This window comes from Pseudoalteromonas sp. SG43-4 (genome assembly GCF_014164325.1).
GTDB classification, from domain to species: Bacteria; Pseudomonadota; Gammaproteobacteria; order Enterobacterales; family Alteromonadaceae; genus Pseudoalteromonas; species Pseudoalteromonas distincta.
On sequence record NZ_JACJFB010000012.1, the window covers coordinates 1 to 24,806 of the forward strand.

Below are 24,806 nucleotides of genomic sequence, written 5' to 3' on the forward strand. Positions count from 1 at the left end.
GTGTAGCATTTGCTATGTGAAAGTAGGACATTACCAGGCTTCAAATTGTAGAGAGCCCGACTAGAAATAGTCGGGCTTTTTTACGTCTGTAGAAAAGTGAAATGCGCGCAATTAACATACACTCACAGCAACACCCATCACGTAGGTCGGGCGAGCACAGCGACTCCCGACGTTAAAATCACAGCAAAATCCCTCAATATCTCAGTGGGCCAATCCAGTAGCATTTGCTATGTGACTCTCCACCGCTGTGGGCACTACGACATTACCAGGCTTCAAATTGTAGAGAGCCCGACTAGAAATAGTCGGGCTTTTTTACGCCTGCAGAAAAGTGAAATGTGCGCAATTAATATAGACTCATACCAACACCATCAAGTAGGGCGGAAAAATAGATCACTTAATTAAGCGAATTGGTATAAAAATAAAATTGTGAACTACCGAATTTACGTTTTCGGTTTGTGTAAGCAGTTGTTTAGGTGAAGTATCAAACAAAATTTATAAATTAGTTTGATTAGTTGATTATAACTCGTTAACTAACCACAGACTTAGCTTGTTTATGAGGGCAATGAATACTAATATGATTTCATGATCTTATAACTAAATCTATTGGCTTAGTTGTTTTAAAATTACTACCAATAATGATTGTGAGCTGTAACTTAAATGCCTTATGAAACATTTGTAGATGACTCTGCATCGCTAGTTGAATTTACCCGAGTTTACTTAGCTATTTTTTATACTTTTGTTGCCGGATTTTATACATTTAGAATTATTTATAAAAATCGAAATACACCATCAGGCGTTATTTATCCCGGTGATAAATTTTGTACTAGTTGGTGGAACCATATGGTTTTTAAGTTTTTCAGAGCTGCTATTTGGTTTGTATGTGTAGTGAGAGTGTTTGTACCTGAGTTAGATAGCTATCTTGGGCTATTCCCAATACTCAATGGCTGGCCAGGCGTATTATTTGGCGATGTATTATTGACCGCAGGCTTTATTTTAACGATGTTTGTACATTTTCAGATGGCAGCCCTTTGGCGTTCAGGAATTGATCCTAAGGGACCACATGAGCTTAAAACATCAGGATTATATGAATACTCTAGAAATCCGATGTATTTAGGTATCGTAGCAGCACAAGTAGGTTTCTTTTTAGCCTTACCTAGTATATTTAGTTTGATCTGCTTAGTGGTTGGTTTAATTGCTATATATAGACAAACTTTAGTTGAGGAAGCTCATTTAGCCCATCGTTTTTCTATAGAATATAAAGAGTATAAACAACTAGTCCCTCGCTGGTTATAGCTTGGGATTGAGCTTTAAATACGTGGATTTTTAAGGCAAAAGTAAAGAAGTGTTCTGTGTTGGCTTGCTAAAATCTAGCACGATAGACATAAATAAGATCACTTCTTTTTGTTTTATACCAATTCGCTTAATTAAGTGATCTATTTTGAGGATGTAAAGCGTGTTGATAGCTAGGCAAAAAAATTGCTATTTAGTTGTTCTAAATGAGAATTTTTTAACACAGGTAGCGACCCGTTTAGCCCCGCAAAATGATTAAGTATTATTGCGGATTGGTATTATATACTTTTCCATAAACTCTTGTTTAGTAATTGCCTTTGAAAAAATGTAGCCTTGAATATAATCACAAGCAAGCTGCTTTAATAGGTCATACTGTTTTTGTGTCTCAACTCCTTCAGCAACCACCATTACGTCTAGATTGTGAGCCATAGTGATAATAGCTTTCACGAGAGCAATACTATTATCGTTTGATTCTATATCGTTGATAAATGAGCGATCTATTTTTAAAATATCTATAGCTAAGCGCTGTAAATACGCCAAAGAAGAATAACCAACACCAAAGTCGTCAATCGCAATATCTATATTAATAGTGCTTAAGCGTTTTAATTGTCGTTGTATTGACGAGTCGGGATCCATTAAAGTATTTTCAGTGACTTCAATTAAAATGGTGTTTGCGGGTAGTTGGTACTTTTTACTTGCAACAATCCATTCATCCACCCAGCAACCAGCGCGGTCAATTTCAAGAGGTGATGTATTTACACTGACTTGAATTGCCTTTTCACTTAAAACATTGAATTGGACGGTATCTTGAATTGCTTGAGATTTTACCCATTGGCCGATATCGTTTATTAATCCGTTTTTTTCAGCGACAGGTATAAATTCATTTGGCCCTATTAGGCCTCGTTCAGGGTGATTCCAACGAATTAGAGCTTCAGCTTTTGGTACTGATTTCCCGTCAATTGAAAATATAGGTTGGTAAAATAATTCAAATTGGTTTTTAACAATTGCAGTGCGTATCTCCTCAATTAGACGACGCTTTTCTGTGGCTTTTTCTTCGATGGCGTAGGAGAAAAACTCATAGCGATTCCGCCCTTTATTTTTAGATAAATACATCGCTTGGTCAGCGCGTCTAACTAGCTCTTCTACTGTTAAACCATCAGCAGGGAAAAATGTTAAACCTATGCTTGCGGTAACATACACTGTTTCTTTTTTTACTTTAATGCTCTGCATTAAGCTGCTTTTTACTGCTTCGGCAACTTTTGATGCTTCATCAGGACTATTTACACCCTCTAAAATTAATGTAAATTCGTCACCACCTAAACGTGCGACTGTATCTTTAGTCGTTATACAACTTTGCAGTCTTGTGGCTACTTGGTGTAAGAGTAAATCACCGTAGTCGTGACCTAGGCTGTCATTTACTTCTTTAAAGCCATCCAAATCTATAAATATAAGGGCGAACTTCATTCCCTTAATACTTACTAAGCTTTGTAGTTTTTCGTAAAAATAACGTCTGTTCGGTAAGTCGGTTAACCCATCTTGGTAGGCATATTGTTGCAACTGAATATTCGCATTTTCAAGTTCATTAGTACGCAGTCTCACTTGGTTTTCTAATGAATTTTCTCTTTGCTCAATGTTGTATAACATAGCATTAAAACAAGAGGTTAATTGTCCTACTTCATCTTGTGATAGCTGTTTAGCGCGTAAGCTATAATCATGTGATGTGGTTATTTTATTTGCTGTTTGAGCTAAATATAAAATAGGGTTTAAAAAGCGACGCCTTAATAAAAGAGATAAAATTAGGCTGATGGCAAAGGTGAATACCATCAAAATCATTATAAATTTAAAGTAAAAAGTAATTCTGTCTTGAATGTAGCTGTTGTTAGCGCGTATTTTTAATATACCGTAATCATGCATATCGAGTTGAAGGGGTGTACTTACTTCAATACTTTGCTCCATATCTTCATCTTCGGATTGCGCAATAACAAGTTCCTCACCAGTCATACTTGTTACCATTATACTAATAACATCTGATCGTATAAGTATTGGGTTTATAAGCTCTTGCACTGCATCAATATCATCAAACATAAGTGCTGTAGTTATATTCGGTGAAAGCATTTTTGACAGAGAGCCCAAGCTTTCTATTTGTTCCTCTTTAGCGCTGGTTATTTCATAAGCACTAAATACAATGGTTACTGTCGCGGTTGATACAAGTGCAACACTCATTAAGATAAATAGTAATTTTTTGCTCATCGTATTTAATGCAAATAGTTTTTTCATTGCACTACCTATCTACAACGCGGGCAAGGCGTAGCACTTTTGAGCTCATAGTAATGCCTGCATCTTTAAGCTGCTTCGGAGCAATTTCAAAGCGAATTTTACCACTGGAAAGAAAAAACCTGATATGACCGCCATTTTCAATAAATGTGTCTGTTTCACCAATGAGCATAACGTTTTTCAGCTCTAAAGGTGTTATGTTTTGCCATTCGATAAATGTATCAGAGGTAATAAATAGCATGTTACACGCCGAGGTTGTTACTTCATCCAGAGTGATTAATTTATTGTATAGAGGTAAGTTTTTTATAGTGCGACTTTTTAAAGCGTTGTTAGCCGCATCAATAAAGTATTTATCAGGGCTACAAATAATAAATTCATTAAGAGATTCTAAATGATAATCCCAGTGCCCAAAACGTGCAAAGTTATATAAGAAGCCTGCTTTTAGCATGTATTCTTTTTCAACAGCGCCAACGCTGGCACTAAGAAGTGTCAACGTTATTAAGCTACTGTGAATTAAACTTCTTAATTTAATCATCTAATTAACTTAGAAATTTGCTGAAATTGTAAATGTAATACATTCATCAATATAGTTTGGTAATGTATAGGTTTCGCGCGTATTATTGTACTCAATATGTGAACCTGCAAAGAGGTTTTTACCCGAAATTGCAGTAGACCACACAGGTGTTGCTTGCCAATTCCAACTAACATCTAACGTTGTGTAATTATCAGTGTTATATGCATTTGAGTTTATTGCGCGCAATGTCGCAAACACATTATGGTTGGTTAAAAAAGAATAATCGGCTTTTGCAAATAACTGCCTGTTTTTAGAGTCATAGCCGATTGCGGGCTCTACTCGAGGAGGTAAATCGTAGTTATAATCGGTGTAACTATAACCAAACTCAGTATTGAGATTATCAACAGGTTGCCACGATACAACTAGGTCGAACCCTTTAGTGGTCGTGTCTGCTACAGATGCAAAGTCTAAATCTATGCGAGTCATTGTTAGTGCTTGAAATACTTCTGGGATTCTCCCTGCTAGAAATAATTCAAGTATAGGTGTGAATTGTTCAGCATGCGTATTCATATCAATAACCGCTACGTTATTAGCATCGGTATAATAAGTAGAAAGATCCAATGACCAATCGTTAGCAGTAAAACGGTAGCCTAATTCATAAGATAGATAGTTTTCAGATTTAACTTTGTCGTTACCATTTAGGTAGGTTGCAATTCGGTAGTCGTCTATTTTTCCAAAGCCAGAGCTTAAACCGGTAAGATCTTTAATTTCAGTACCATTAACTTTAAAGTTGTCGTTAAATTCAATCAATGTTGGTGTACGTACACTTCTCGATATAGCACCCCAAGTAAGGTGGTAATCTACTGGTTTGTATATAAGCCTTGCTGACGGTTGATTTTCCCAGCCAGTTAAATCGTTATGATCAAGCTTAGTACCAATAATAAAATCGAGTGTATCAGGCGTCACATTGTATTGAGCTTGAACAAGTGCACCAAACTGTTTGAGGTTATCAAAGTTTTTATCGCTATCTAAAAATACACTTTCTGCGAAAGAGATAGAGTTATACCGGTAGTTTAATCCCCAATCTAGCTGTAGAGATTGGTATATGAAGTTCATTTGATAATCAATATCTATCGATTCAAAATCTTCTTTAATATAATCTTGGGAACCATTTTGTTTCAGCCAAGAAATTTGTAGCATTTGATTGGCATCGGGCGACACTCTGTTTTCAAGGCGTGCCATTATGCGTGAGTCTGTTCGCTTTAAATCATCTGAGAATGAAATGTTTTCGTTGGTTTCATCTATAACACCTCGGTAGTTTTGACCAAGTGTTGAGTGAGTAACGTCCCCCTGTAGTAGCGCAGACCACTCATCATTAGGGGTAAAGTCAGCCCGAAAACCTAAAGAATTTTGTTTAGTTGTATCGTTAGGTGCGAGTAAGATCCCTTTTTTTGATTCATTCGCATCTTTTACATGACCATACACACGGTAGCTGCCTATGTTACTTATATCACCACCGTAACGAAGATTTGCATCAACATTTATTTGATTACCAGTTGTTACGTTTGCGTATCCACCGCGAGTATCAATACTGTTTTTAGTAATGATATTAATCACGCCATTATTTGCGTTACTACCCCAAAGTAATCCGCCTTGTCCGCGTATTACTTCAATGCGTTCAATGTCATACAAAGGAACGTTGAGTGTTTCCCAATAAACTGCAGCAAATTTTGGGGTATATAAGCTTTGTCCGTCAATCATAACCAATAGCTTGCTAGAAAATCGAGAGGCAATACCTCTTGATGAAATAGCCCATTGATTGTTATCGAGCTGACGTACAATTAAACCAGGCACCATTTTCAGTGCTTCAGGTACTGATGTAGCACCAGAGTTAGTAATTTGTTCTTTACTTAATACATAAATAGATGAAGCGGTATCAAATGCTGATTGCGCTCTTTTCATCGCAGAAGTTGCTTGTACATCCATGCCCATTAAAGCATCAAGGTCGAGGTCTTCATCTTCAAACGGCTCGGCCGTTAAGAGAGGGCAAACAAAAAGTAATGGCCAAAACAAACGTTGTGATATTTTCACCCAAAAGTCTCCTGCGCAATCAAAAAATCAAAAACAGTCTTTGTTTTTGTAACACATGTGATATCACACAATATTAACATACATTAACAGTGTAAAAGCATAAATGAGATTAAATCAAGGTAGCTAATTTTGTAGTAGTTAAAAGGTCTAATTTCGCCCAATTGAACTGTAAAAATATAGTTAAATGAACTTTATAAGTATATTTATTAAAGAGTCAGTGAAATGTAAGTAACTGATAAATATATGTTTATATACAACTTAAAATTTAGTCTATTTCAGAATAACTTCAAAGTATTTATGGTTATTAAATATTTAATCTTAACTTTTTCGTGTCATGCTTCTCAAAGCAATATTAATTATATGGGCACAATTTATACCTAGCCCTGTGTTATCTGCGATTGTGGTTTAATTATCTTTGCTTTTGTTAAAGCTATATAGAATACTTAAATTTGCTTGGTTTTGCTTTAAAGGCACCAAAGTATGATAAAAAATGAATTAATTAATGTAGAAGAAGTACTCGATTTAATGCTTGATGCCGTTTGTGTGGTAGATAAACAAGGCACATTTGTTTTTGTAAGCGCAGCATTTGAGCAAATTTTTGGTTATACGGCCGACGAAGTTGTAGGCAAAAAGATGATTAACTATGTTTACGAAGGTGATCATTACAAAACGCATAACGCCGTAACTTCGCTATTGTCTGGCGAAACGGTAAACCCTCGCTTTGAAAACCGCTGGATGAGAAAAGATGGTCAATTAGTCCATATATTATGGTCTGTTCGTTGGTCAGAGCAACATCAAGTAAGAATTGCAGTAGCGCACGATATAACTGAGCGAAAAGTAATGGAAGAGCAGCTCCATTACATGGCTCGGCACGATGTGTTAACTGGTTTGCCTAATCGCTCTTTATTGATGGAGCGATTAGAAAAAGTAATTATTAGTGCAACTACAAACAACACATTTTTTTCTTTACTGTTTATAGACATAAATGGCTTTAAAGCAGTAAACGACACCCACGGACACGAAACTGGCGATAAGCTTTTATGTGCTATAGCAAAAAGGCTTTCAGCGTCGGTTAGGCATTACGACACAGTAGGGCGTTTAGGTGGAGACGAATTTTTAATTATTTTAGATAATTTAAGTTCTAGCCACGAAACCGTCAGAATAAAAAATAAAGTCCTCACTGAGTTTAAAGCTGTCTTTAAGTTAGATGACGTACTACTAAATATTTCCCCCAGTATTGGCATTGCAAACTACCCAGAGCACGGACAAACAGATCATGAACTTATAAAATATGCTGATCAAGCTATGTACAAAAATAAACAACAAGGCTTAGATAACGTAACCTATTTACCTTAAAAAATTATGCTGAACTACCACCTTAGACAGCTCATCTTCACAACGCCCTTAACTACAATACATTACTTACCGCCACATTTTTAATAGCGGTTTTCCAGCGCTGCGTTAAAAATCTATAAATGCTCTTACAGCAGTTTGTAGGTAGTTCCTTGATAAATAAACTGCACAAGTTATGTCTGGGTGATAATGAAGGCAATTACCGTATAGGCAGTAATACATTTTTTACTAATGATGCAGGCGAAAGCAAAGTTTCGGTCACTGATTACGCAACAGCAATGGTTGATGTAGCGCAAAATGCAGCGCACGTAAATCAGCATATTAGTATTGCCTACTAATATGGTTACTAATCAAAAGCGTTTGATTATTTTGATATAACAATACTGGCTCACAAGGCTAAAATAATTTAATCTGAGCGTATTAATTCTTATTAAATTATTTGCCTTATGAGCCTTCTTTTTTCTCTTGCGTTAGCAAGCCTTCCCGCTTTACCTGAGCCTGTTGCAAATAATGCTGTGGCTAAAGTTATTGTAAAAAACCAGCCCTACTTTTTAAGCTTTATGGGGCTGGGGCGCGATAAACAATACTCGTCAGTGCATAACAAAGTGTGGACGCTTAAAGTTGGCGATTCACAGTGGCAATCTAAAGCTGGTGTGCCTTCAAGCTTGCCATTAAAAGGGCGCTTAGCAAGCACCGCAGTCGGCTTAGGCGAGTACGCTTATGTGTTTGGCGGCTATACGGTAGCAGAGGATCATACTGAAGTTTCAAGCCCCGACGTATATAGGTACGACGTAATAAAAGATACCTACACTCATCTTGCGAGCATGCCAGTACCCGTAGACGATAGCGTAGCGCTGAGCTACAAAGCGCGTTACATTTATCTAATTAGCGGTTGGCATAACGACGGCAACGTAAACTTAGTACAAGTATACGACACGCAAAATAATACATGGCAACAAGCCTCGCCATTTTTAGGTGAGCCTGTATTTGGCCAAGCCGCTGCTATTAGTGGTAACACCATTGTTATTTGTGATGGCGTTAAAACACAAGCTAATCCTGATTCGCGTCGCTCGTTTGCAGGTGTAGCACAGTGCTTAAAAGGCACAATAGATTCAACTAATCCACAAAAAATAGATTGGCGTACGTTGCCACATCCAACAGGCACTGCTCACTACCGAATGGCAGCCACCAGCTATAATGGCAATATTTATATGATGGCAGGCTCTAATAACCCATATAACTACAGCGCAATAGGTTACGACGGCAAACCTGCACCAGCAAGTGACCATGTTTGGCGCTTTAGTATCAAAAAAAACGAATGGCAGATTTTATCCCCAGTTGAAGTAAAGAGCATGGATCATCGTGGCTTACTTGAGCACAGTGGGGTTTTATATCGAATTGGCGGCATAGATAATAATCAGCAAGTAAGCGCTAACGTGCTCGGTTACGAGGTTGAAAAGTGAACACTCTTTACATTACAGGAGCGGGAGTCAGCGCAGCCAGTGGTATTCCCACCTTTAGAGGGGAGGATGGTTATTGGACCATTGGCAGTAAAAATTATACGCCTATGGAAATGGCAACGCGCGCAATGTATCAAAACGCCCCAAAAGAGTTTTTAGCATGGTATTACCATCGCTTTGCAACGTATCGCAACCATGGCCCAAACGACGTACACCATTGGCTAAGTGACAAAAACCTAATTACTCAAAACATAGATGGGCTTGATGGCAAAGCGGGTAACAAAAATTACATAGCGATACACGGCAGGCTTGATCAAATGACCTTATTTCATGAGCAAGGTGAGCCAGTCACGCCACTTGCCACCCCGTGGGATAGCGTAGACGAAAACTGCCTGCAAGAGTCTCTTTTTGAGCTATTTAATATTCAAAACCAAACGCCTGAGCTAAACCATTCATTTAAGCCCTTTGTTTTATTATTTGACGAATACTACACCGAGCTTTACAGAATAACACAAGCACAACAGCGTATGTTCAACGCCGATAAAATTGTATTTATGGGCACCTCGTTTAGCGTCAATATTACGCAAATGGCAATTGAAATAGCCCGAAATTACGACATTCCTGTTGAAGTGGTTGACCCTGAACCTGCACATATTTTGCACGCTAACGTCACATATAAAAAAATGAATGCATTAGATTACATTCAATCTAATTAATAAGTGCTATATTTTAAAGGGGTTGGTAATGTTTTCTTAAATATTAAAATCTCTTTATATAATATTAACGAGTCAAAAATGTTATTATTATCCTGATTATAACAATACTAAAGAGATCTGAATGAGCGACTTAACTGCAATAGCAAACTTGTCCCTTTTACTTGTAGAGCCTTCAGAGGTTCAGCAAAAAATAATAATAAAATCGCTTTTAGAAAGTGGTGTAAAACAAGTTGAAACTGCATCTACACAAACACAAGCGCTTAGCTTATTAGCAAGTTATCACCCTGATCTAGTTATAAGCTCTATGTATTTATCTGACGGGACAGCCGACTCACTATTGCAAGAAATAAGATCAAACCCTATCACCGAGCATCAACCTTTTATGCTTATATCGAGCGAGCGTAATAAAAAATACCTTGAGCAATTACGCCAATCGGGTGTGCTGGCTATTTTGCCTAAGCCTTTTAGCGCAAAAGCCATTACCCGCGCACTCAAAGCAACCCTCGATATCATAAGCGAAGAAGAAGTAGAACTTGATCATTTTGACGTAACGCTGCTGCGAGTTTTAGTGGTAGACGACAGCCGCTTTGCGCGTAAACACATAATACGCGTACTTGCGGGTATGGGAATACCTGCACCAATAGAAGCTGAAAACGGTAAAGAAGCTATTGAGCACTTAAACAACCAACCGTTTGACTTAATAGTAACCGACTACAACATGCCAGAAATGGACGGACGGGAACTAACAGAAGCCGTTAGAAGCTCAAATAGCTACTCACATATTCCTATTTTAATGGTGAGCTCAGAGGCAAACGACACTCACCTAGCTAATATTGCTCAAGCGGGAGTTGATGCTATTTGTGATAAACCGTTTGAACCGGCCACAGTGCGAGAATTATTGTTTAAAATAATGTCTTAAAAGTTAGTACAAGCGTAGGACGGTTATTATTTGGCCTACGCTCATCTTTAAAATACATTTACTATTACAGTTTTCCTAATCTATAAATGAGTAATGCAGTTTTTTTAATGTTTTTATCAAGGCTGGTTAAATCGGCTGTTTCGTTTTTAGTATGCGCGCCGCTGCCCATCAAACCTAAACCATCAAGTGCCATATCAACATGATTTGCCGCAAACGAAATATCAGCCGCACCTGCATTGCGTGGATTGGCGGCTACTACTTTGTTGAAGCCTAAGTCGTGGCTTGCGTCGCTGTATAATTCTAATAGCTTTTTATTGCCATCAGTTAATGCCATTGGCGGGTAACCGCCTTCAAAAATAAGCTCTGCTCTACTGCCATCTAAGTTTTTAGCCACAATTTGTAGCATAACCCTTTTAGCGCTTTCTACCTGCTTTGGCGAAAGTGCGCGTAAATCACCTGCAACATGCACGGTTTGTGCAATTACATTGCTTTTACCAAACGCCGTTGCTGACGAGTTAGCACTGTCGTAGTCGGCATTGGTACCGCCCACAATAAGCCCTGGGTTAAATGTTAAATTAGGTTGCGTGGCAAGTTGCTCTCTAAAATCATTTAAAATGCGTGATGCTTCGTAAATAGCGCCATAACCAACGCTGTCGCTAAATATTTGCGACGAATGCGCTGCATTTGCTGTTACATTTAGCGTCCAGCCGGTATAACCACGGCGCGCCGCCATAGCTGTTTTTATATTGTTATCGCCATTTTCATAGCCAAGCGCTACGTCAGCCCAAATTGCTGCATCAACAATAGCTTGTTTAGATAAGCTAAGTGGGCGACCGCTGCTTTCTTCATCGCCAGTCAGCAATACTTTTATGCTTACATTTTCGAGTAAATTAAGGGCTTGTAAGCTTTTAAGTGCGGTAATTATTATCGTGTTACCGCCTTTCATATCGGCAACGCCTGGGCCACTGGCTGTATCGGCATCAAGTTGTTTGTAGGTAGTAAAGTTATCGTTTTTGGCAAATACCGTATCTAGATGGCCGATCATCAGTATTTTTATTGCATCGGGGTTTTTACTCTCATGGGTTGCCAGTACATGTCCTGCGCGGTTAAACGCACTGCCATCCAGCCATTCTACTTTAAAACCAATGGCCTTAAGTTGCTCGCTTGTCAGCGCGCCTACTTTTTTTACACCTTCAATATTAAGCGAACCGCTATTAATATTTACGGCTTGCTCTATTTCTTTAAGTGCTTGAGGAGTATTTTTATCGACCTGTTTTACTATTTCACGCTCATTTTTATCAAGCGCCGCATGGCTTGTAAGCGGTAGGGTACTAGCAAGTGTAAGGATAAGTGCATGGCTAAATTTTAAAAATGACATAACAGCATAATAAGTGAGAAATAAGAATATTTAATATGAATTAAAAATACACAGGATTCAATAGAAGTAGATTGTGATTTTTAACTAATTTTATAAGCAATAACGAGTTACAAGTTTAAGGGTCAAAGGGTGAACGTGTTATTAGTTTAAACACAGGTACTTAAAATATAATCTTTTAATTAATAATCAAGCTGCATAACTAAACAGTAATTTGTCTGATATTACTGAACTCCACCATTTTGGGGTTTTGCTGCATTTAGGAAAGGTAAGGCGAAGCTAACTAACTGTTTACAGTTGTTTATTTTATAGCTAGGATAAAGTCATTGTAATATAAGGACATTTGCCGGTTTGTAAAGCGACAAATGTCGTAGACTAAATTGTTAGTTGCCAAAAGGAATTGAGTATATGGAAATATTTCACGCCACAATAGAAGATGCAGAATGTTTACTAGAACTTCAGCGCGTAGCTTATCAATCAGAAGCTGAACTGCATAATGACTTTAATATCCCGCCTTTAACTCAAACGCTTGATGAACTGAAAGCAGACTTTGAGAAGAAAATCATTTTGAAAGTTGTTGATAACGGTAAGTTATTGGCAAGCGGTCAAGCTCGCTTAGAAGCTAGTAGTTGTCATATTGGACGCATGGCGGTATGGCCTGAACTGCATGGCCAGGGTGTTGGCTCTAAGTTGCTTTCTTCACTTGAAACTGTATTTCCAGAAGCTAATCGTGTCGAGCTTTTTACAGGGGAGTTTAGTGCTTCTAATTTAGCGATGTATAAACGCCGTGGTTATTCTGAGTTTAAAACGGCAAAGCTGGGTAAAACGAGAGTTGTATTCTTAGAACGCAATCTAAAAAGCAGCTAACAAGCTTTTATTAATGCCGAATACTTTCCCTTCATTCTATCTAGCCGGTATTTAGAATTAACAACCATCAGGTTTAATACCATTAGCATTAAACCTGACAGCTCAAACTCAACCAATCAACGTTAATTAGTCGGCATTAAATAAATCTCACGTACGCTGTTGCGCTGGTTTGCTTCAATAGCAAACAGTACAGCGTCGGCTACATCTTGTGGGTCGAGTTTATCGGGTTTTGCCTCATCAAAAAACGGGGTGTTTACCATACCTGGTGCTATGGTGGTACAGCGGCCATTCCACTCACTCATTTCCTCAGCTAAGTTTTGTCCAAAGCCATAAGCAAACCATTTAGTTGCACCGTAAATAGAGCCGCCAATTGGCTTACGGCCAGCGGCAGAGCTGGTTAATATAAAGTGACCTTTATTTTGGCGTAAATGCGGCAGTGTTAGTTTTGCAGTCCATAGCAGCGCTTTAATGTTTATGTCGATCATGGTTGACCACTCATCCGGATCGCCTTTTTCGGTGCCAGCGGTTGAAACACCCATGCCTGCGTTAGCAAAGGCTACATCCAATCGGCCAAACTTTTCAATGCCTTTTGTTACTACGTTTTCAAGTGCGGTAAAGTCTGTGGCATCTGCAGCTACGCTAAGTGCGTTATTTGAGCCTAATGACTCAACTAATTTAGTTAATTTGTCTTCGCTTCTGGCGGTTAAAATGACTTTGTGACCATTGTTAACCAGCGTTTTTGCGGTTGCTTCGCCAATACCGCTTGAAGCACCTGTAATGAGGACTATTTTTTCTTTCGCCATGATTATTTCTCCTATGTTTACATATTCAAAATTATGAGAATAGTTTTACTAATGAGTTGGTCTTAAATGTATTTCTCTGATGTTATTGCGCTGATTTGCCTCAATGGCAAATAGCACAGCATCGGCAACATCTTGCGGGTATAACTTGTCAGGTCTTGCTTCATCAGTAAAAGGGGTATTTACAGCGCCTGGGGTGATGGTTGTACAACGCCCATCCCATTCACTAATTTCTTGTGCTAGGTTTTGAGAAAAACCGTAAGTAAACCACTTGCTTGCACCGTATATAGAGCCTTTAACAGCTCTGCGACCAGTTGCTGAGCTAGTAATAATAAAGTGTCCTTTGCTTTGGCGTAAATGCGCAAGCGTTAGTTTTGCAGTCCACAGTAGGGCTTTAATGTTTATGTCGATCATGGTTGACCACTCATCGGGGTCGCCTTCTTCAACTCCTAAAGTGTCTAGCCCTTTACCTGCATTAGCAAAGGCAACATCCAGACGACCAAATTTTTCAATGCCTTTAGCAACAACGTTTTCAAGCGCGGTAAAGTCGGTTGCATCTGCGGCTACGCTAATGGCGTTATCTGAGCCCAATGACTCTACTAATTCAGTTAATTTATCTTCGCGTCTAGCGGTAAGTATTACTTTATGACCATTGTTAACCAGCATTTTTGCGGTTGCTTCGCCAATACCACTTGAAGCGCCGGTTATGAGTACTATTTTCTCTTTTCCCATAGATAACCTCTTTTGTGAACCTTGAAAGCTTAAAATAACCATACCAATAAACGATTAACCTATATTGAATAGGCGCTATAAATTAGCCGTAAATAGGTGGGCTCTACGTATCAAAAACCATAGTTTTAACGGTATTTTTAAAGTTGAAATAAGTGATTAAAAAAGATAGGTTTAAATTTTTTATTCTATATACTCGCGCCACTTCTTTTGAAGTCGGTTTTTATTAGATTTAACCATTATTTTGCTGAGTTTCAGCCACATTTATCGGAACAAACATGAAAGATAAACTTTTAGCGTTTTGGCAAAGCCATTCAGAAACAATCATCACTTTAGGGTACAAAGTGATTTTAGCGTTGGTGATTTTAGTTGCGAGTGCCTTAATTGCACGCTCGGTTAAAAAGGCGATTAAAAACTCTAAATCGCCATTAAAAAGGGTAGATAGTACGCTACTCCCGCTTTTATCGAGTATTGCTGGTTATTTAGTTTATATAATTGGCGGGCTATTTATTTTAGATATTTTTGGCGTTAATACGGCAAGCTTAATTGCGCTAATGGGCGCTGCAGGTTTAGCGATTGGTTTAGCCCTTAAAAATACGCTGAGCAATATTGCTGCGGGTATTATGCTGCTAATACTCAGACCTTTTAAAATAGGCGACTTTGTTGATGCCAGTGGCACGCTTGGTACTGTGAGTGAAATAAACCTGTTTACCACGATTTTTAAAACCACCGACGGTCTTTATATAGCATCGCCTAACGGCAAAGTATGGGGTGGCAATATTAAAAACTTTACCCGTAACGGCAAAAGACGGATGGACATAGTGGTGGGTATTTCGTATGCCGACTCTATTGATGTTGGCTTAAATGTACTTAAAGAATTAGCAGCATCAGAGAGCCGATTACTTGCAGAGCCTGCTCCTAAAGTAATGGTGACTTCAATAGGCGAAAGCGCAGTAAACATTCAATTACGTGCGTGGGCTGTTAATGGTGATTATTGGCAAACCGTGTGGGATTTAAATAAACGTGTTAAAGAAGCAATTGAAGGCGCTGGGCTGAGTATTCCGTTTCCGCAGCGTACGCTGCATTTATCGGAGTCGATGGCGTCGGCAATAACTGTTAACAAAGATGCTTAAATATGTATTAACATAAACATAAACATAAACACGAATAAAAATAGCGAGCCTTTGCTCGCTATTTTTGTACTAGCCTTTGTGCTGACGAGGTATTAACCTTCTAATTGAAAGTCGTACACTGAGCCTAAATTAAGTAGCTGCGTTAGCTCATCAAGTGCTTGGTAGCTTTCGGTGAGTAGGGCTGAATCTGCAAAGTCACTTGCGCCTAATTTGTCGCGGTAGTTACGTTTTGCCCAGTCACACAGTTGTGTGTATTTAGTATCGGTTAAAATAACCTCTGGGTTTACTGCAGCAAGTTCTTGCTCGTTAAGGGCTACACGTAAACGCAAGCACGCAGGGCCGCCGCCATTTTGCATACTTTGGCGTAAATCAAAAAACTGCACTTGGTTTACTGGGTTATCAGCCATAATCATTTCTTCAATGTAGGCGTTAACCGCGCTGTTGCGTTTACACTCTTGTGGTGCCACTAACAGCATTGAACCATCTTCAAGGCTCACTAACTGGCTATTAAATAAGTAACTACTTACAGCATCGGAAATACTTACTTTGTCGGTAGGTACTTCAATAATGTAAAATTCTTTATTGCCTACATACGCTTCGCGAATATCTTGCAGTGCCAGAGCTTGGTTTAAAAATGCTTGCTGGTGGCACAGTAATACATTGGCGTTACCTACTGCAATTACATCATTATGAAACACACCTTGGTCTATTACGTCTGGGTTTTGCTGTAGTAAAATTTGGCTTGAATCTTTTAAGTTATGTAAGCGACAAATTGCTTCTGAGGCTTCGAGTGTTTGCCTTGCAGGAAACTTAGCGGGTTTTGGTAATTGACTATTAAACGCGCTGGCACCAAATACAAACATTTCAAGGCCTTGCTCGCCGTGGCTGTCACAAAAACGAGTATGGTTTGCTGCACCTTCGTCGCCAAAAAAGCCTTGGTCGGGTAAATGGGTATGATGCGCAAAGTATTTGTCGTTATTAAACATCGCTTTTAATAAGCGCGTAGTGGTTGCAGGCTCTAATGAACGATGAAACTTATTATTTAAATTAGCTGAAGTAAAATGTACTTTGCCGTCGGTTGTATCAGGAGATGGCGATACCGTAGCGGCATTGGCTGTCCACATTGCTGACGCTGAATAACACGCGCGTAATAAAATAGGATCTGCTTTAAATGCTTTGTGAATTACTTGTGCATCGTTACCGGTAAAGCCTAAGCGGCGCAGTACGTTTAAGTCGGGGCGCGCATGAGGGGCAAATACACCTTGAGTTAGGCCTTTGTCGTGCATCGCTTTCATTTTTTCAAGACCTTGCAGTACTGCCTCTTGAGGATTTGAAAAGCTTGCTGCGTTATTTAACGAGGCAACATTACCATACGATAAACCAGCGTAGTTGTGAGTAGGGCCAACTAAGCCATCAAAATTAACTTCCAAAGCGTGCATACACGTTCCAACTAAAAATTTTCAATAGGATGCAACAATACAACGCATTAGGGCTGCTTGCAAAGTTATAAACGCAGTGTTTTTACTAATTTTTTCGACGTTTTTAAATGTGGAGTTTATTACAAGGGGTTGTTTTTATATTGAACGATTAATTTGAAGTTTAATTAAAATGTACACATAAATTTCATAGTGTGCAAAAGCTTAGCCTAAAGTAGGTTTATACATTTAAGCTTTATGCCAAGCCTTTACACAATACGATGTTACTTAACATAGACGCGCTCTTTATCAGCGGTGGTATGGGTATTTGTCGGATCATTAACTTGCCAAACGCTAATATCTAAACGCCATAAAAGGTAAAGGGTATGGTATAAGTTGAACATGGTTTTTCCTTGGTATTTTCACTGAACACATCAGTTTATTGGAAGAAGTATGCCAACATTAACTTGAATATTTTATGAATAGAAATCAGGTATTTAGTATTTAAGTGTAAATACGTACTAAAGGATTAGCACCAAAGCGGTGAAGTATTTTTAAAATATGCACCAGTGTGGTGTGTTTTTAACAAAAAGCCCTGCAACTATTGGGTCACTTAAATGTGCAAGGCTTTTTAAAAAATACAGTCACTTAAAAAGAAAATTAGCGGCCTACTTTTCCTTTGACTAAAGGCTCGAACGACATTACTTTAAACTTACCGTGGCTTTGATTTTTGCCATTATTAAGTACAGGCGAATTATGTAAATCGTCAACGGTAAAGTATATTTTATGATCGGCTCCGTAACTAAAACCATCAGGCCAGCTTAAGCGTTCGTCCTTAAATAATACTTCGTAGTTGCCAGTGGGTTTAACTACGCCAATTGCGCCATTGGTTATGTCGGTTACATATATGTTACCGCCGCCATCAACAATAATACCGTCTGAAATTGGCTTAGTGCCGTAACGCGTAACTTTGTCTTCAAGCGCTTTAGCCGAAAGGCTCTCGTTATTTATATCGCTGGTGGCAATGCGGTAAACCGATGTACCCGACATTGAGCCAAAGTAAAGCCAGTCTTCGTTAGGGTCAAGCGTAATAGGGTTAACACCTAAGCGGGCTGGTTGTCCGCCAAGGCTCATTATGCGCCCATCAATAACCATATCGATATTTTCGGCGGTGGTGTAATGGCTATTTTGTAACACTCTGCGTGCGACACCTGTTTTAAGGTTTACCGTAATAATAGCGGCTTGGCTGCCTTGGGCTGTGTCGGCAATGTATACAACGCCATGTTTATTATCGATGACTAAATCGTTTAAAAACGAGGTGTCGGTAATGGTTGGTTTAGCCAGATAAATGATTTTATGTAGTTGCTCTTTGTTTGTATCCCAACCTACTAAGCGCCCAGCGTGATCGGGCCCTGAAGTGTCGAGCATCCATAATACACCATCGCTTGATACGTTTATGCCAAGTACGTCGTAAAAACCTTTACCGTTATTGTACGCGTATGCCCACTCTTCATTAGGATAGGGCTTAGTTGTACCATCGCTTAAAAGCTCCATAATTTTTTGCTTTTGGCCAAAAAAGCCATGCACAGATAAAAACTTTCTGCCCGATGGGGTAATAGCAATGTTGCCCGGAGGGTGCTGCGCATCAAATGTGGCTACTGTTTTTAAATCAGCATTTTGGCCAGCGGTGTTAGCAGATACAGCGTTGCTACCTAAAAGTGCCGTGCTACATGCCGCTGCTAATAGTAATTTTTTAATATGAGTCATTTTTAAAACCTTTTAAAACACGTTTATTGTTTAAAAATTAAGAGCCTAATCGGCTAAGTCGTTTACTACTAAATCGAGCAGCTGCATCAACTGTTTCGCTTGTGTTGCATCTACACTATCAAATTTACATAAAATATTTTTAGGAATATCGGCTGCTTTTAACTTAAGTGATTGGCCATGCTTGGTTAGCTGAACTAGGCGTTTGCGTTTGTCGTGCTCATCTTTAATAACAGCCAGTAATGATTTGTCGCTCATTTTTTTGAGTATTTGGGTCATTGCACCGCCATCTATCGCGGTTTTATCTATTAGCTCTGCAATTGTTATTTCGTCTTGCTCCCACAGCGCCATCATTACTACGTATTGCGGATAAGTTAAATTTAGCTCGTTTAAAGGCTCGCGATACGCACGCGCAATGCTGTTAGATGCCATATATAACCGATGACATAACTGATTTTTTAACTTTAATTGCTCAAACGACATAACTTTATCCTTCATTTCGATACATGTCATTTTAATTTGCATGCAAAGTATTTGCAATCTCTAATTACTTGCTCTATTATTTTGCACACAAACTAAATTGATTGATATTTTTAAACTTTGGAGTTCATTATGAATGTATTACAAAACGTAGCTTACACAGCAAAAGCAACTGCAACTGGCGGCCGTGAAGGCGTAGCTAAATCTGATGATGGTCGTTTAGATGTAAATTTATCAACACCTAAAGGTTTAGGCGGAGACGACGGACAAGGCACTAACCCAGAGCAATTATTTGCCGCAGGTTATGCAGCATGTTTTATTGGCGCACTTAAATTTGTTGCAGGTAGCGAAAAAATAGAATTACCAAGCGACACACATATTAACTCACAAGTGTCTATTGGCGCGATTGAAGGCGGTTTTGGGATTGCGGTAAAACTTGCTGTATCACTAGGTGATATGGATAAAACAGCAGCGCAAACGCTTGTAGATAAAGCGCACCAAGTATGTCCATATTCAAACGCAACACGTGGCAATATTGAAGTAGAGCTTTCAGTTATTTAATTAATTGCTAAGTTAACTAATACTGTAATAGCCCAGTGGTTTTGCTACTGGGCTTTTTTGTGCGTGGAGTTTAATAAAAAGGAGTCGTTAAATAAACATGCAAAAAATCATATATTCACTATTCCATATGTTCTGTTTTTGTTTTATTGTATGTGCAATAAAACTGCGAGGACAATATGGAACAATTCAACCCACTTCAATTTTATAAATGCCTAGCGGACGATACGCGTTTAAAAGCAATGCTGCTCATTAGCCATCAAGAAGAGCTATGTGTATGCGAACTGGTTGCTGCACTTGAGCTAAGCCAGCCTAAAGTGTCTCGCCATTTAGCGCAGTTAAGACAATGCGGATTGTTGAGCGACCGTAAACAAAATCAATGGGTTTATTACAGTATTAATAAAGCCCTACCAGAGTGGGCTAAAAATGTATTAACGCAAACGCTTACTGCTAACCCTTCATTTTATGAAAACGATTTAACGCGCTTAAATGTTATGGGTAATCGCCCTGAACGTATTACTAGCTGCTGTAACTAACTTATTAAAGGTATTTAATTATGACTATTAAAGTAGGTATTAACGGTTTTGGCCGTATGGGACGTTTAACTCTGCGTGCAGCAGTTGATTGGCCAGAAATAGAGTTTATTAAAGTAAATGATGTAGCGGGCGATGCTAAAACCCACGCACATTTAATTGAGTTTGACTCAGTACACGGGCGCTTAGCACAACAGGTTTCTAGTGATGATAATAGCTTTAGTGTGGGTAAGCATACGATTGCAGTTACCAACAACAAAGCCATAAACGAAACTGATTGGTCTGATTGCGATGTAGTAATAGAAGCCAGCGGTAAAATGAAAACCACAGAGCTGTTAAATCAATATTTAGCGCAAGGTGTTAAGCGTGTTGTGGTAACCGCACCTGTAAAAGAAGACGGTATTTTAAATGTAGTAATGGGTGTAAACGATGATCTTTATAACCCAAGTGAGCATAACATTGTTACAGCCGCCTCTTGTACTACTAACTGTTTAGCGCCAATAGTAAAAGTACTGCAAGAAAAAGTGGGCATTAAACACGGCTCAATGACAACGATTCACGATATTACTAATACTCAAACGATTATTGATGCCCCTCATAAAGATTTACGACGTGCGCGTTCTTGCGGTACAAGTTTAATTCCTACTACAACCGGTAGTGCAACGGCTATTACGCATATTTTTCCTGAGCTTAAAGGTAAATTAAACGGCCATGCCGTGCGCGTACCTCTTACTAACGCATCAATTACTGACTGTGTTTTTGAGCTGGAGCGAGGTGTTACACAAAGTGAAGTAAACACGTGGTTTAAAGACGCTGCAAATAACGAGCTACAAGGTATTTTAGGCTACGAAGAAAAGCCGCTTGTATCTATAGATTACAAAACAGATCCGCGCAGCTGCACCATAGATGCGCTTTCAACCATGGTAATTAACAACACTCAACTTAAACTATACGCTTGGTACGATAACGAGTGGGGTTATGCAAACCGTACTGCTGAGCTAATGCTTAAAGTTGCACAAAGTGATTTGGTTTAATCTCGTTTAAAAAGGTTTAACGCTATGTTTGCGCAGTTGGCTAACTTACCGAGCTCTATAAAACAATATTTAATAATTACTAGTAACTATTGGGCATTTACTTTAACTGATGGTGCGCTACGCATGTTGGTGGTGCTTTATTTTCATCAGTTAGGTTATGGCGCATTTGCGATAGCCATGTTGTTTTTGTTTTATGAAATATTTGGGGTGATCACCAATTTAGTAGGTGGTTGGCTTGGCGCGCATTTAGGGTTGAACAAAACCATGAATGTAGGGCTTGGGCTACAACTTGTCGCTTTAGCCATGCTTTGCGTGCCAGGGGATTGGCTAACCGTTGCCTATGTTATGGCAGCGCAAGCACTGAGTGGCATAGCAAAAGACTTAAATAAAATGAGTGCAAAGAGCGCCATTAAGTATTTAGTACCGCAAGACGATGCAGGGCAAAGCCAATTATATAAATGGATTGCCATACTTACCGGCTCTAAAAATGCTTTAAAAGGGGTGGGCTTTTTTTTAGGCGGCTTATTACTAACTGTATTTGGTTTTGTGGGGGCATTAATAAGTCTAATTATTTTACTTAGTGTTGCGTGGGTTATTAGTTTAATTTTTTTAAAAGGCGATATTGGTAAAGCTAAAAACAAACCTAAGTTTAAAGAATTACTTTCTAAATCGCGGGCAATTAACTTACTTAGCGCAGCGCGTTTATGCTTGTTTGCAGCGCGCGATGTATGGTTTGTAGTTGCACTACCTGTTTACTTAGCCGCTCAGTTTAACTGGGATCATTGGTGGGTCAGCGGTTTTATGGCTTCGTGGGTAATTGCTTATGGGCTGGTGCAATCGCAAGCACCGCGAATAACTGGGCAAGGTGATTCAACTTCACATTCGGTCAAAAAAGCATACTGGTGGGTTGCTTTATTAAGTGGTGTAACTGGCATTTTGGCGTTGTTGATGCAATTGGATATAGCGGTACATTTTACGCTTGTAATAGGCTTACTTATTTTTGGTGGAGTATTTGCTGTAAATTCATCGCTGCATAGTTACTTAATAGTAAGTTTTGCTAAAAATGATGGGGTGTCACTAGACGTTGGCTTTTATTATATGGCCAATGCGATAGGGCGTTTGCTTGGTACGGTGCTTTCTGGTTGGGTTTTTCAAGTATATGGGCTTAGTGCGTGTTTATGGGTAAGTGTGTGTTTATTAGTTTTAGCCGCAATTACAACAGCACGGTTAGCTAAACTTTAAAAAACCCAACGTATTGTATTAAATTCAATTTGTTTAACGATATTCATAGCTTCGTTGGTTAGATCTACTAAACTGTATCAGTAGTTTTAATTTAAAGGGTGTAATGAATGCGAGAAATATCGTTAGCAAAAAAGTTACTCTGGCTTAGTGTCGGTAGTATATTTATAACTGTACTAGTGTTATCAGGCGTTTTGTGGTGGCAGTTATCATCAAGTAATAAGCAGTTAGCGACTAAATCTGAAGAGTACATTACTGTAGAAGTAGAAGAAAAGCTTAATGCTCATGCAGCTGGATACGGAGAAAAAATTGCAGGCTTTATTAATGAAGCTTACCGCATTCCTTATTCATTAGCGGCTTTATTAGGTGACGCAGCCAAAAGCGAAACCCTGAGCCGCGATACAGTAGTAAGTATTAACCGCTCGATGTTAGAGCAAAATACTCTGCTTTCTTCTATATATTCGCAATTTGAGCCTAATGCTTTTGATGGGCAAGATTCGAGCTTTAAACAAGGTTACAAACATTCGGTTAATGGTAATGGCACCTTAGAGGTGTATATTACTCGCGACCAAAACGGCGTAATTGAACAGCAAAAAGTAGCTAATGCTGCCGATAAATATATTACCTCTTTAAATGAATTTGGTATTCGTGAAGCGCATTGGTATTTGTGTGCAAAAGACACGCTTAAGCCTTGTATTATGGAACCGTATTTATACGAAATCCCATCGGGCGACTCAGTAATGCTAACTTCGTTAACTGTGCCTATTTTAAAGTCAGGTCAGTTTATTGGTTTAGCTGGCGTTGATTTAACGCTCCCAACTTTTCAGGGCTTAACCGAAAAGCTGTCGAGCGAGCTTTACAACGGCCAAGCAAAAGTAACACTTTTAAGTGATATAGGTTTAATTGTAGGCAGCAGTCACTATAAATCTAAATTAGGCCGCCCATTTAAAGAAGCGGTTAGTAGCAACACTTACAGTGAGCTGGTTAAATTTAAAGGCCAACATGGTCTCTTTAAAACGCCTAGCGAGTATTTAGTTAACTACCCAATTAATATAAAACTAGCTAACACTCAGTGGTCATTAATCATAGAAGTACCTACAGAACTAGCACTTGCAGGGCCTGAAGCGCTAGAAAAAAACATGCAAGAAACAGCAACATCACTCAGATTTATTATTTTAATAACAGGCTTAGTAATTGCTGTGGTTGCTTTTGTTATTATGAAATTAGTAATAGCAGGTGTAATAGCGCCGCTACAACAAATTCAACAGCGGGTTGATAACCTCGCAAGTTCTGAAGGTGATTTAACACATACATTGCATGTTGATAGTCACGCAGAGCTTATTGCATTAGCTGGTGGGTTTAATCGATTTTTAGCAAAGCTACGTGATTTAATTTCTGAGCTTAAAACGGTGTCTGATCAAACCAAGCAGCAAGGCGAAATAGCACAACACATAGCTATTGATACAAAGCATAATGTGCAATCTCAATTTCAAGAAATTGAAAGTGTGGTAACGGCTATGAACGAAATGAGCGCAACAGCACTTGAAGTCGCCAGAGCATCAGAGCAATCAGCCCAACAAGCCGATGAAATAAATAGCTTGGTAGTAAGCAGTGAGTCGAGCTTGTCATCAGCGATGACGCAAGTTAAAACGATGTCTGAAGAAATTAAAGAAGCTAACCAAGCCGTTGAAAAAGTTGCTTCGCGTAGTAAAGACATTACGCAAATATTAGATGTAATTCGTACTATTTCAGAACAAACAAATTTACTTGCACTTAACGCTGCTATTGAAGCTGCGCGCGCTGGTGAACATGGACGCGGCTTTGCCGTTGTTGCCGATGAAGTACGTGCACTTGCTTCTAAAACGCGTTCATCAACAGACGACATAAGCCAGCTAATTGATAGTTTATTATCTGAAGTAGGTAACGCATCTACCGTTATTGAAAAAGGCGTAGTACGTGCACAAAATGCCGTTGATGAAACATCAGTAGCTTTTGATGCTCTGCACAGTGTTGTTGTTAAAGTTGATGAAATAACCAACCAAATTACACATATTGCCACCGCTGCTGAAGAGCAAAGTTTAGTGACTGAAGAAATAAACCGTAATTTAACGCTTATATCTGATGCCGCATCGCAACTTGCTGACTTATCTACACAAGCAGGGGATAGCAGCGAAGCGCTTAATGCACTTGTTGCCCAGCAAGATAATGAACTTAACAAGCTTAAAACGTAACTTACAAACTAAGCTTTAAGCACAAAAAAAA

At 38.9% G+C, this 24,806-nt stretch carries 22 protein-coding genes; 13 read left to right on the plus strand and 9 right to left on the minus strand.

Annotation, left to right across the window (positions count from 1 at the left end; all coding sequences use genetic code 11):
• The first annotated feature begins 657 nt into the window (after positions 1-657).
• Positions 658-1,293 (plus strand): isoprenylcysteine carboxylmethyltransferase family protein, encoded by a 636-nt coding sequence (locus H5160_RS12570; RefSeq protein WP_182737655.1) that lies wholly within the window; start codon positions 658-660, stop codon positions 1,291-1,293.
• Positions 1,294-1,545: 252 nt separating this feature from the next.
• Here H5160_RS12570 and H5160_RS12575 read toward each other — a convergent pair whose 3' ends face one another.
• The 3 genes from H5160_RS12575 to H5160_RS12585 are packed head-to-tail and all read right to left on the minus strand — an operon-like array spanning position 1,546 to position 6,169.
• On the minus strand, positions 1,546-3,567 hold the full coding sequence (locus H5160_RS12575; RefSeq protein WP_182737656.1) for a bifunctional diguanylate cyclase/phosphodiesterase: 2,022 nt from the start codon (positions 3,565-3,567) through the stop codon (positions 1,546-1,548).
• 4 nt (positions 3,568-3,571) lie between these two features.
• Positions 3,572-4,099 carry a YfiR family protein gene (locus H5160_RS12580; RefSeq protein WP_024596128.1) on the minus strand — a complete coding sequence of 176 codons (528 nt, stop codon included), beginning with the start codon at positions 4,097-4,099 and terminating at the stop codon, positions 3,572-3,574.
• A gap of 9 nt (positions 4,100-4,108) precedes the next feature.
• Positions 4,109-6,169, minus strand: a complete 2,061-nt coding sequence (locus tag H5160_RS12585) for a TonB-dependent receptor domain-containing protein (RefSeq protein ID WP_182737657.1) — start codon at positions 6,167-6,169, stop codon at positions 4,109-4,111.
• 480 nt (positions 6,170-6,649) lie between these two features.
• Between H5160_RS12585 and H5160_RS12590 the strand changes: the two genes are divergently transcribed.
• From H5160_RS12590 to H5160_RS12610, 5 genes are all read left to right on the plus strand, one after another.
• Positions 6,650-7,525, plus strand: a complete 876-nt coding sequence (locus tag H5160_RS12590) for a sensor domain-containing diguanylate cyclase (RefSeq protein WP_182197604.1) — start codon at positions 6,650-6,652, stop codon at positions 7,523-7,525.
• 149 nt (positions 7,526-7,674) lie between these two features.
• On the plus strand, positions 7,675-7,860 hold the full coding sequence (locus H5160_RS12595) for an epimerase (protein WP_024594980.1): 186 nt from the start codon (positions 7,675-7,677) through the stop codon (positions 7,858-7,860).
• 108 nt (positions 7,861-7,968) lie between these two features.
• Complete coding sequence (locus tag H5160_RS12600; protein WP_182737658.1) at positions 7,969-8,985, plus strand: kelch repeat-containing protein; 1,017 nt, start codon at positions 7,969-7,971, stop codon at positions 8,983-8,985.
• On the plus strand, positions 8,982-9,698 hold the full coding sequence (locus H5160_RS12605) for a Sir2 family NAD-dependent protein deacetylase (RefSeq protein ID WP_182696521.1): 717 nt from the start codon (positions 8,982-8,984) through the stop codon (positions 9,696-9,698). Before H5160_RS12600 ends, H5160_RS12605 begins: the two co-directional genes overlap by 4 nt.
• Positions 9,699-9,819: 121 nt before the next feature.
• Positions 9,820-10,617: a response regulator gene (locus tag H5160_RS12610; protein ID WP_182696520.1), complete on the plus strand. Its 798-nt coding sequence runs from the start codon at positions 9,820-9,822 to the stop codon at positions 10,615-10,617.
• Between the two features lie 64 nt (positions 10,618-10,681).
• Here H5160_RS12610 and H5160_RS12615 read toward each other — a convergent pair whose 3' ends face one another.
• Entirely contained in the window at positions 10,682-11,995 is a 1,314-nt protein-coding gene (locus H5160_RS12615) for a M20/M25/M40 family metallo-hydrolase (protein ID WP_182737659.1), read from the minus strand.
• 405 nt (positions 11,996-12,400) lie between these two features.
• Between H5160_RS12615 and H5160_RS12620 the strand changes: the two genes are divergently transcribed.
• Complete coding sequence (locus tag H5160_RS12620) at positions 12,401-12,859, plus strand: GNAT family N-acetyltransferase (protein ID WP_182737660.1); 459 nt, start codon at positions 12,401-12,403, stop codon at positions 12,857-12,859.
• Positions 12,860-12,981: 122 nt separating this feature from the next.
• Here the strand turns inward: H5160_RS12620 and H5160_RS12625 are convergent, their stop codons facing one another.
• Complete coding sequence (locus tag H5160_RS12625) at positions 12,982-13,662, minus strand: SDR family oxidoreductase (RefSeq protein WP_024597443.1); 681 nt, start codon at positions 13,660-13,662, stop codon at positions 12,982-12,984.
• A 48-nt stretch (positions 13,663-13,710) separates the two neighbouring features.
• Positions 13,711-14,391 (minus strand): SDR family oxidoreductase, encoded by a 681-nt coding sequence (locus H5160_RS12630; protein ID WP_182737661.1) that lies wholly within the window; start codon positions 14,389-14,391, stop codon positions 13,711-13,713.
• 275 nt (positions 14,392-14,666) lie between these two features.
• On the opposite strand from H5160_RS12630, the gene H5160_RS12635 reads away from it, so the two are divergent.
• The gene (locus H5160_RS12635; RefSeq protein WP_101216298.1) at positions 14,667-15,521 is read left to right on the plus strand and encodes a mechanosensitive ion channel family protein; all 855 of its coding nucleotides are present in this window, start codon (positions 14,667-14,669) and stop codon (positions 15,519-15,521) included.
• Between the two features lie 92 nt (positions 15,522-15,613).
• Here H5160_RS12635 and astB read toward each other — a convergent pair whose 3' ends face one another.
• The 3 genes from astB to H5160_RS12650 form a co-directional block, all read right to left on the minus strand.
• Positions 15,614-16,960: an N-succinylarginine dihydrolase gene (gene astB / locus H5160_RS12640; RefSeq protein ID WP_182719995.1), complete on the minus strand. Its 1,347-nt coding sequence runs from the start codon at positions 16,958-16,960 to the stop codon at positions 15,614-15,616.
• 636 nt (positions 16,961-17,596) lie between these two features.
• A complete protein-coding gene (locus tag H5160_RS12645; RefSeq protein ID WP_182737662.1) occupies positions 17,597-18,703 on the minus strand; it encodes an L-dopachrome tautomerase-related protein in 1,107 nt (368 codons plus the stop codon).
• A 45-nt stretch (positions 18,704-18,748) separates the two neighbouring features.
• Positions 18,749-19,183: a MarR family winged helix-turn-helix transcriptional regulator gene (locus tag H5160_RS12650; RefSeq protein ID WP_182724132.1), complete on the minus strand. Its 435-nt coding sequence runs from the start codon at positions 19,181-19,183 to the stop codon at positions 18,749-18,751.
• A 129-nt stretch (positions 19,184-19,312) separates the two neighbouring features.
• Here H5160_RS12650 and H5160_RS12655 point away from each other — a divergent pair, with 129 nt between their 5' ends.
• The 5 genes from H5160_RS12655 (at position 19,313) to H5160_RS12675 (ending at position 24,775) form a co-directional block, all read left to right on the plus strand.
• Positions 19,313-19,741, plus strand: coding sequence for an organic hydroperoxide resistance protein (locus H5160_RS12655; RefSeq protein ID WP_182737663.1), 429 nt, complete (start codon positions 19,313-19,315; stop codon positions 19,739-19,741).
• Between the two features lie 176 nt (positions 19,742-19,917).
• Positions 19,918-20,274: a metalloregulator ArsR/SmtB family transcription factor gene (locus H5160_RS12660; RefSeq protein WP_004334508.1), complete on the plus strand. Its 357-nt coding sequence runs from the start codon at positions 19,918-19,920 to the stop codon at positions 20,272-20,274.
• 20 nt (positions 20,275-20,294) lie between these two features.
• A complete protein-coding gene (locus H5160_RS12665) occupies positions 20,295-21,305 on the plus strand; it encodes an ArsJ-associated glyceraldehyde-3-phosphate dehydrogenase (RefSeq protein WP_182737664.1) in 1,011 nt (336 codons plus the stop codon).
• A gap of 24 nt (positions 21,306-21,329) precedes the next feature.
• Positions 21,330-22,547: an organoarsenical effux MFS transporter ArsJ gene (gene arsJ, locus H5160_RS12670; RefSeq protein WP_182737666.1), complete on the plus strand. Its 1,218-nt coding sequence runs from the start codon at positions 21,330-21,332 to the stop codon at positions 22,545-22,547.
• A gap of 107 nt (positions 22,548-22,654) precedes the next feature.
• Entirely contained in the window at positions 22,655-24,775 is a 2,121-nt protein-coding gene (locus H5160_RS12675; protein WP_182197178.1) for a methyl-accepting chemotaxis protein, read from the plus strand.
• Positions 24,776-24,806 lie beyond the last annotated feature (31 nt).

Excerpts from the sequence above, each read along its gene's own strand:
- H5160_RS12570 (WP_182737655.1), top strand. The coding sequence starts at position 658 with ATGCCTTATGAAACATTTGTAGATGACTCTGCATCGCTAGTTGAATTT.
- H5160_RS12575 (WP_182737656.1), bottom strand. The coding sequence starts at position 3,567 with ATGAAAAAACTATTTGCATTAAATACGATGAGCAAAAAATTACTATTT.
- H5160_RS12580 (WP_024596128.1), bottom strand. The coding sequence starts at position 4,099 with ATGATTAAATTAAGAAGTTTAATTCACAGTAGCTTAATAACGTTGACA.
- H5160_RS12590 (WP_182197604.1), top strand. The coding sequence starts at position 6,650 with ATGATAAAAAATGAATTAATTAATGTAGAAGAAGTACTCGATTTAATG.
- H5160_RS12600 (WP_182737658.1), top strand. The coding sequence starts at position 7,969 with ATGAGCCTTCTTTTTTCTCTTGCGTTAGCAAGCCTTCCCGCTTTACCT.
- H5160_RS12610 (WP_182696520.1), top strand. The coding sequence starts at position 9,820 with ATGAGCGACTTAACTGCAATAGCAAACTTGTCCCTTTTACTTGTAGAG.
- H5160_RS12615 (WP_182737659.1), bottom strand. The coding sequence starts at position 11,995 with ATGTCATTTTTAAAATTTAGCCATGCACTTATCCTTACACTTGCTAGT.
- H5160_RS12620 (WP_182737660.1), top strand. The coding sequence starts at position 12,401 with ATGGAAATATTTCACGCCACAATAGAAGATGCAGAATGTTTACTAGAA.
- H5160_RS12625 (WP_024597443.1), bottom strand. The coding sequence starts at position 13,662 with ATGGCGAAAGAAAAAATAGTCCTCATTACAGGTGCTTCAAGCGGTATT.
- H5160_RS12630 (WP_182737661.1), bottom strand. The coding sequence starts at position 14,391 with ATGGGAAAAGAGAAAATAGTACTCATAACCGGCGCTTCAAGTGGTATT.
- H5160_RS12635 (WP_101216298.1), top strand. The coding sequence starts at position 14,667 with ATGAAAGATAAACTTTTAGCGTTTTGGCAAAGCCATTCAGAAACAATC.
- astB (WP_182719995.1), bottom strand. The coding sequence starts at position 16,960 with ATGCACGCTTTGGAAGTTAATTTTGATGGCTTAGTTGGCCCTACTCAC.
- H5160_RS12645 (WP_182737662.1), bottom strand. The coding sequence starts at position 18,703 with ATGACTCATATTAAAAAATTACTATTAGCAGCGGCATGTAGCACGGCA.
- H5160_RS12650 (WP_182724132.1), bottom strand. The coding sequence starts at position 19,183 with ATGTCGTTTGAGCAATTAAAGTTAAAAAATCAGTTATGTCATCGGTTA.
- H5160_RS12655 (WP_182737663.1), top strand. The coding sequence starts at position 19,313 with ATGAATGTATTACAAAACGTAGCTTACACAGCAAAAGCAACTGCAACT.
- H5160_RS12660 (WP_004334508.1), top strand. The coding sequence starts at position 19,918 with ATGGAACAATTCAACCCACTTCAATTTTATAAATGCCTAGCGGACGAT.
- H5160_RS12665 (WP_182737664.1), top strand. The coding sequence starts at position 20,295 with ATGACTATTAAAGTAGGTATTAACGGTTTTGGCCGTATGGGACGTTTA.
- arsJ (WP_182737666.1), top strand. The coding sequence starts at position 21,330 with ATGTTTGCGCAGTTGGCTAACTTACCGAGCTCTATAAAACAATATTTA.
- H5160_RS12675 (WP_182197178.1), top strand. The coding sequence starts at position 22,655 with ATGCGAGAAATATCGTTAGCAAAAAAGTTACTCTGGCTTAGTGTCGGT.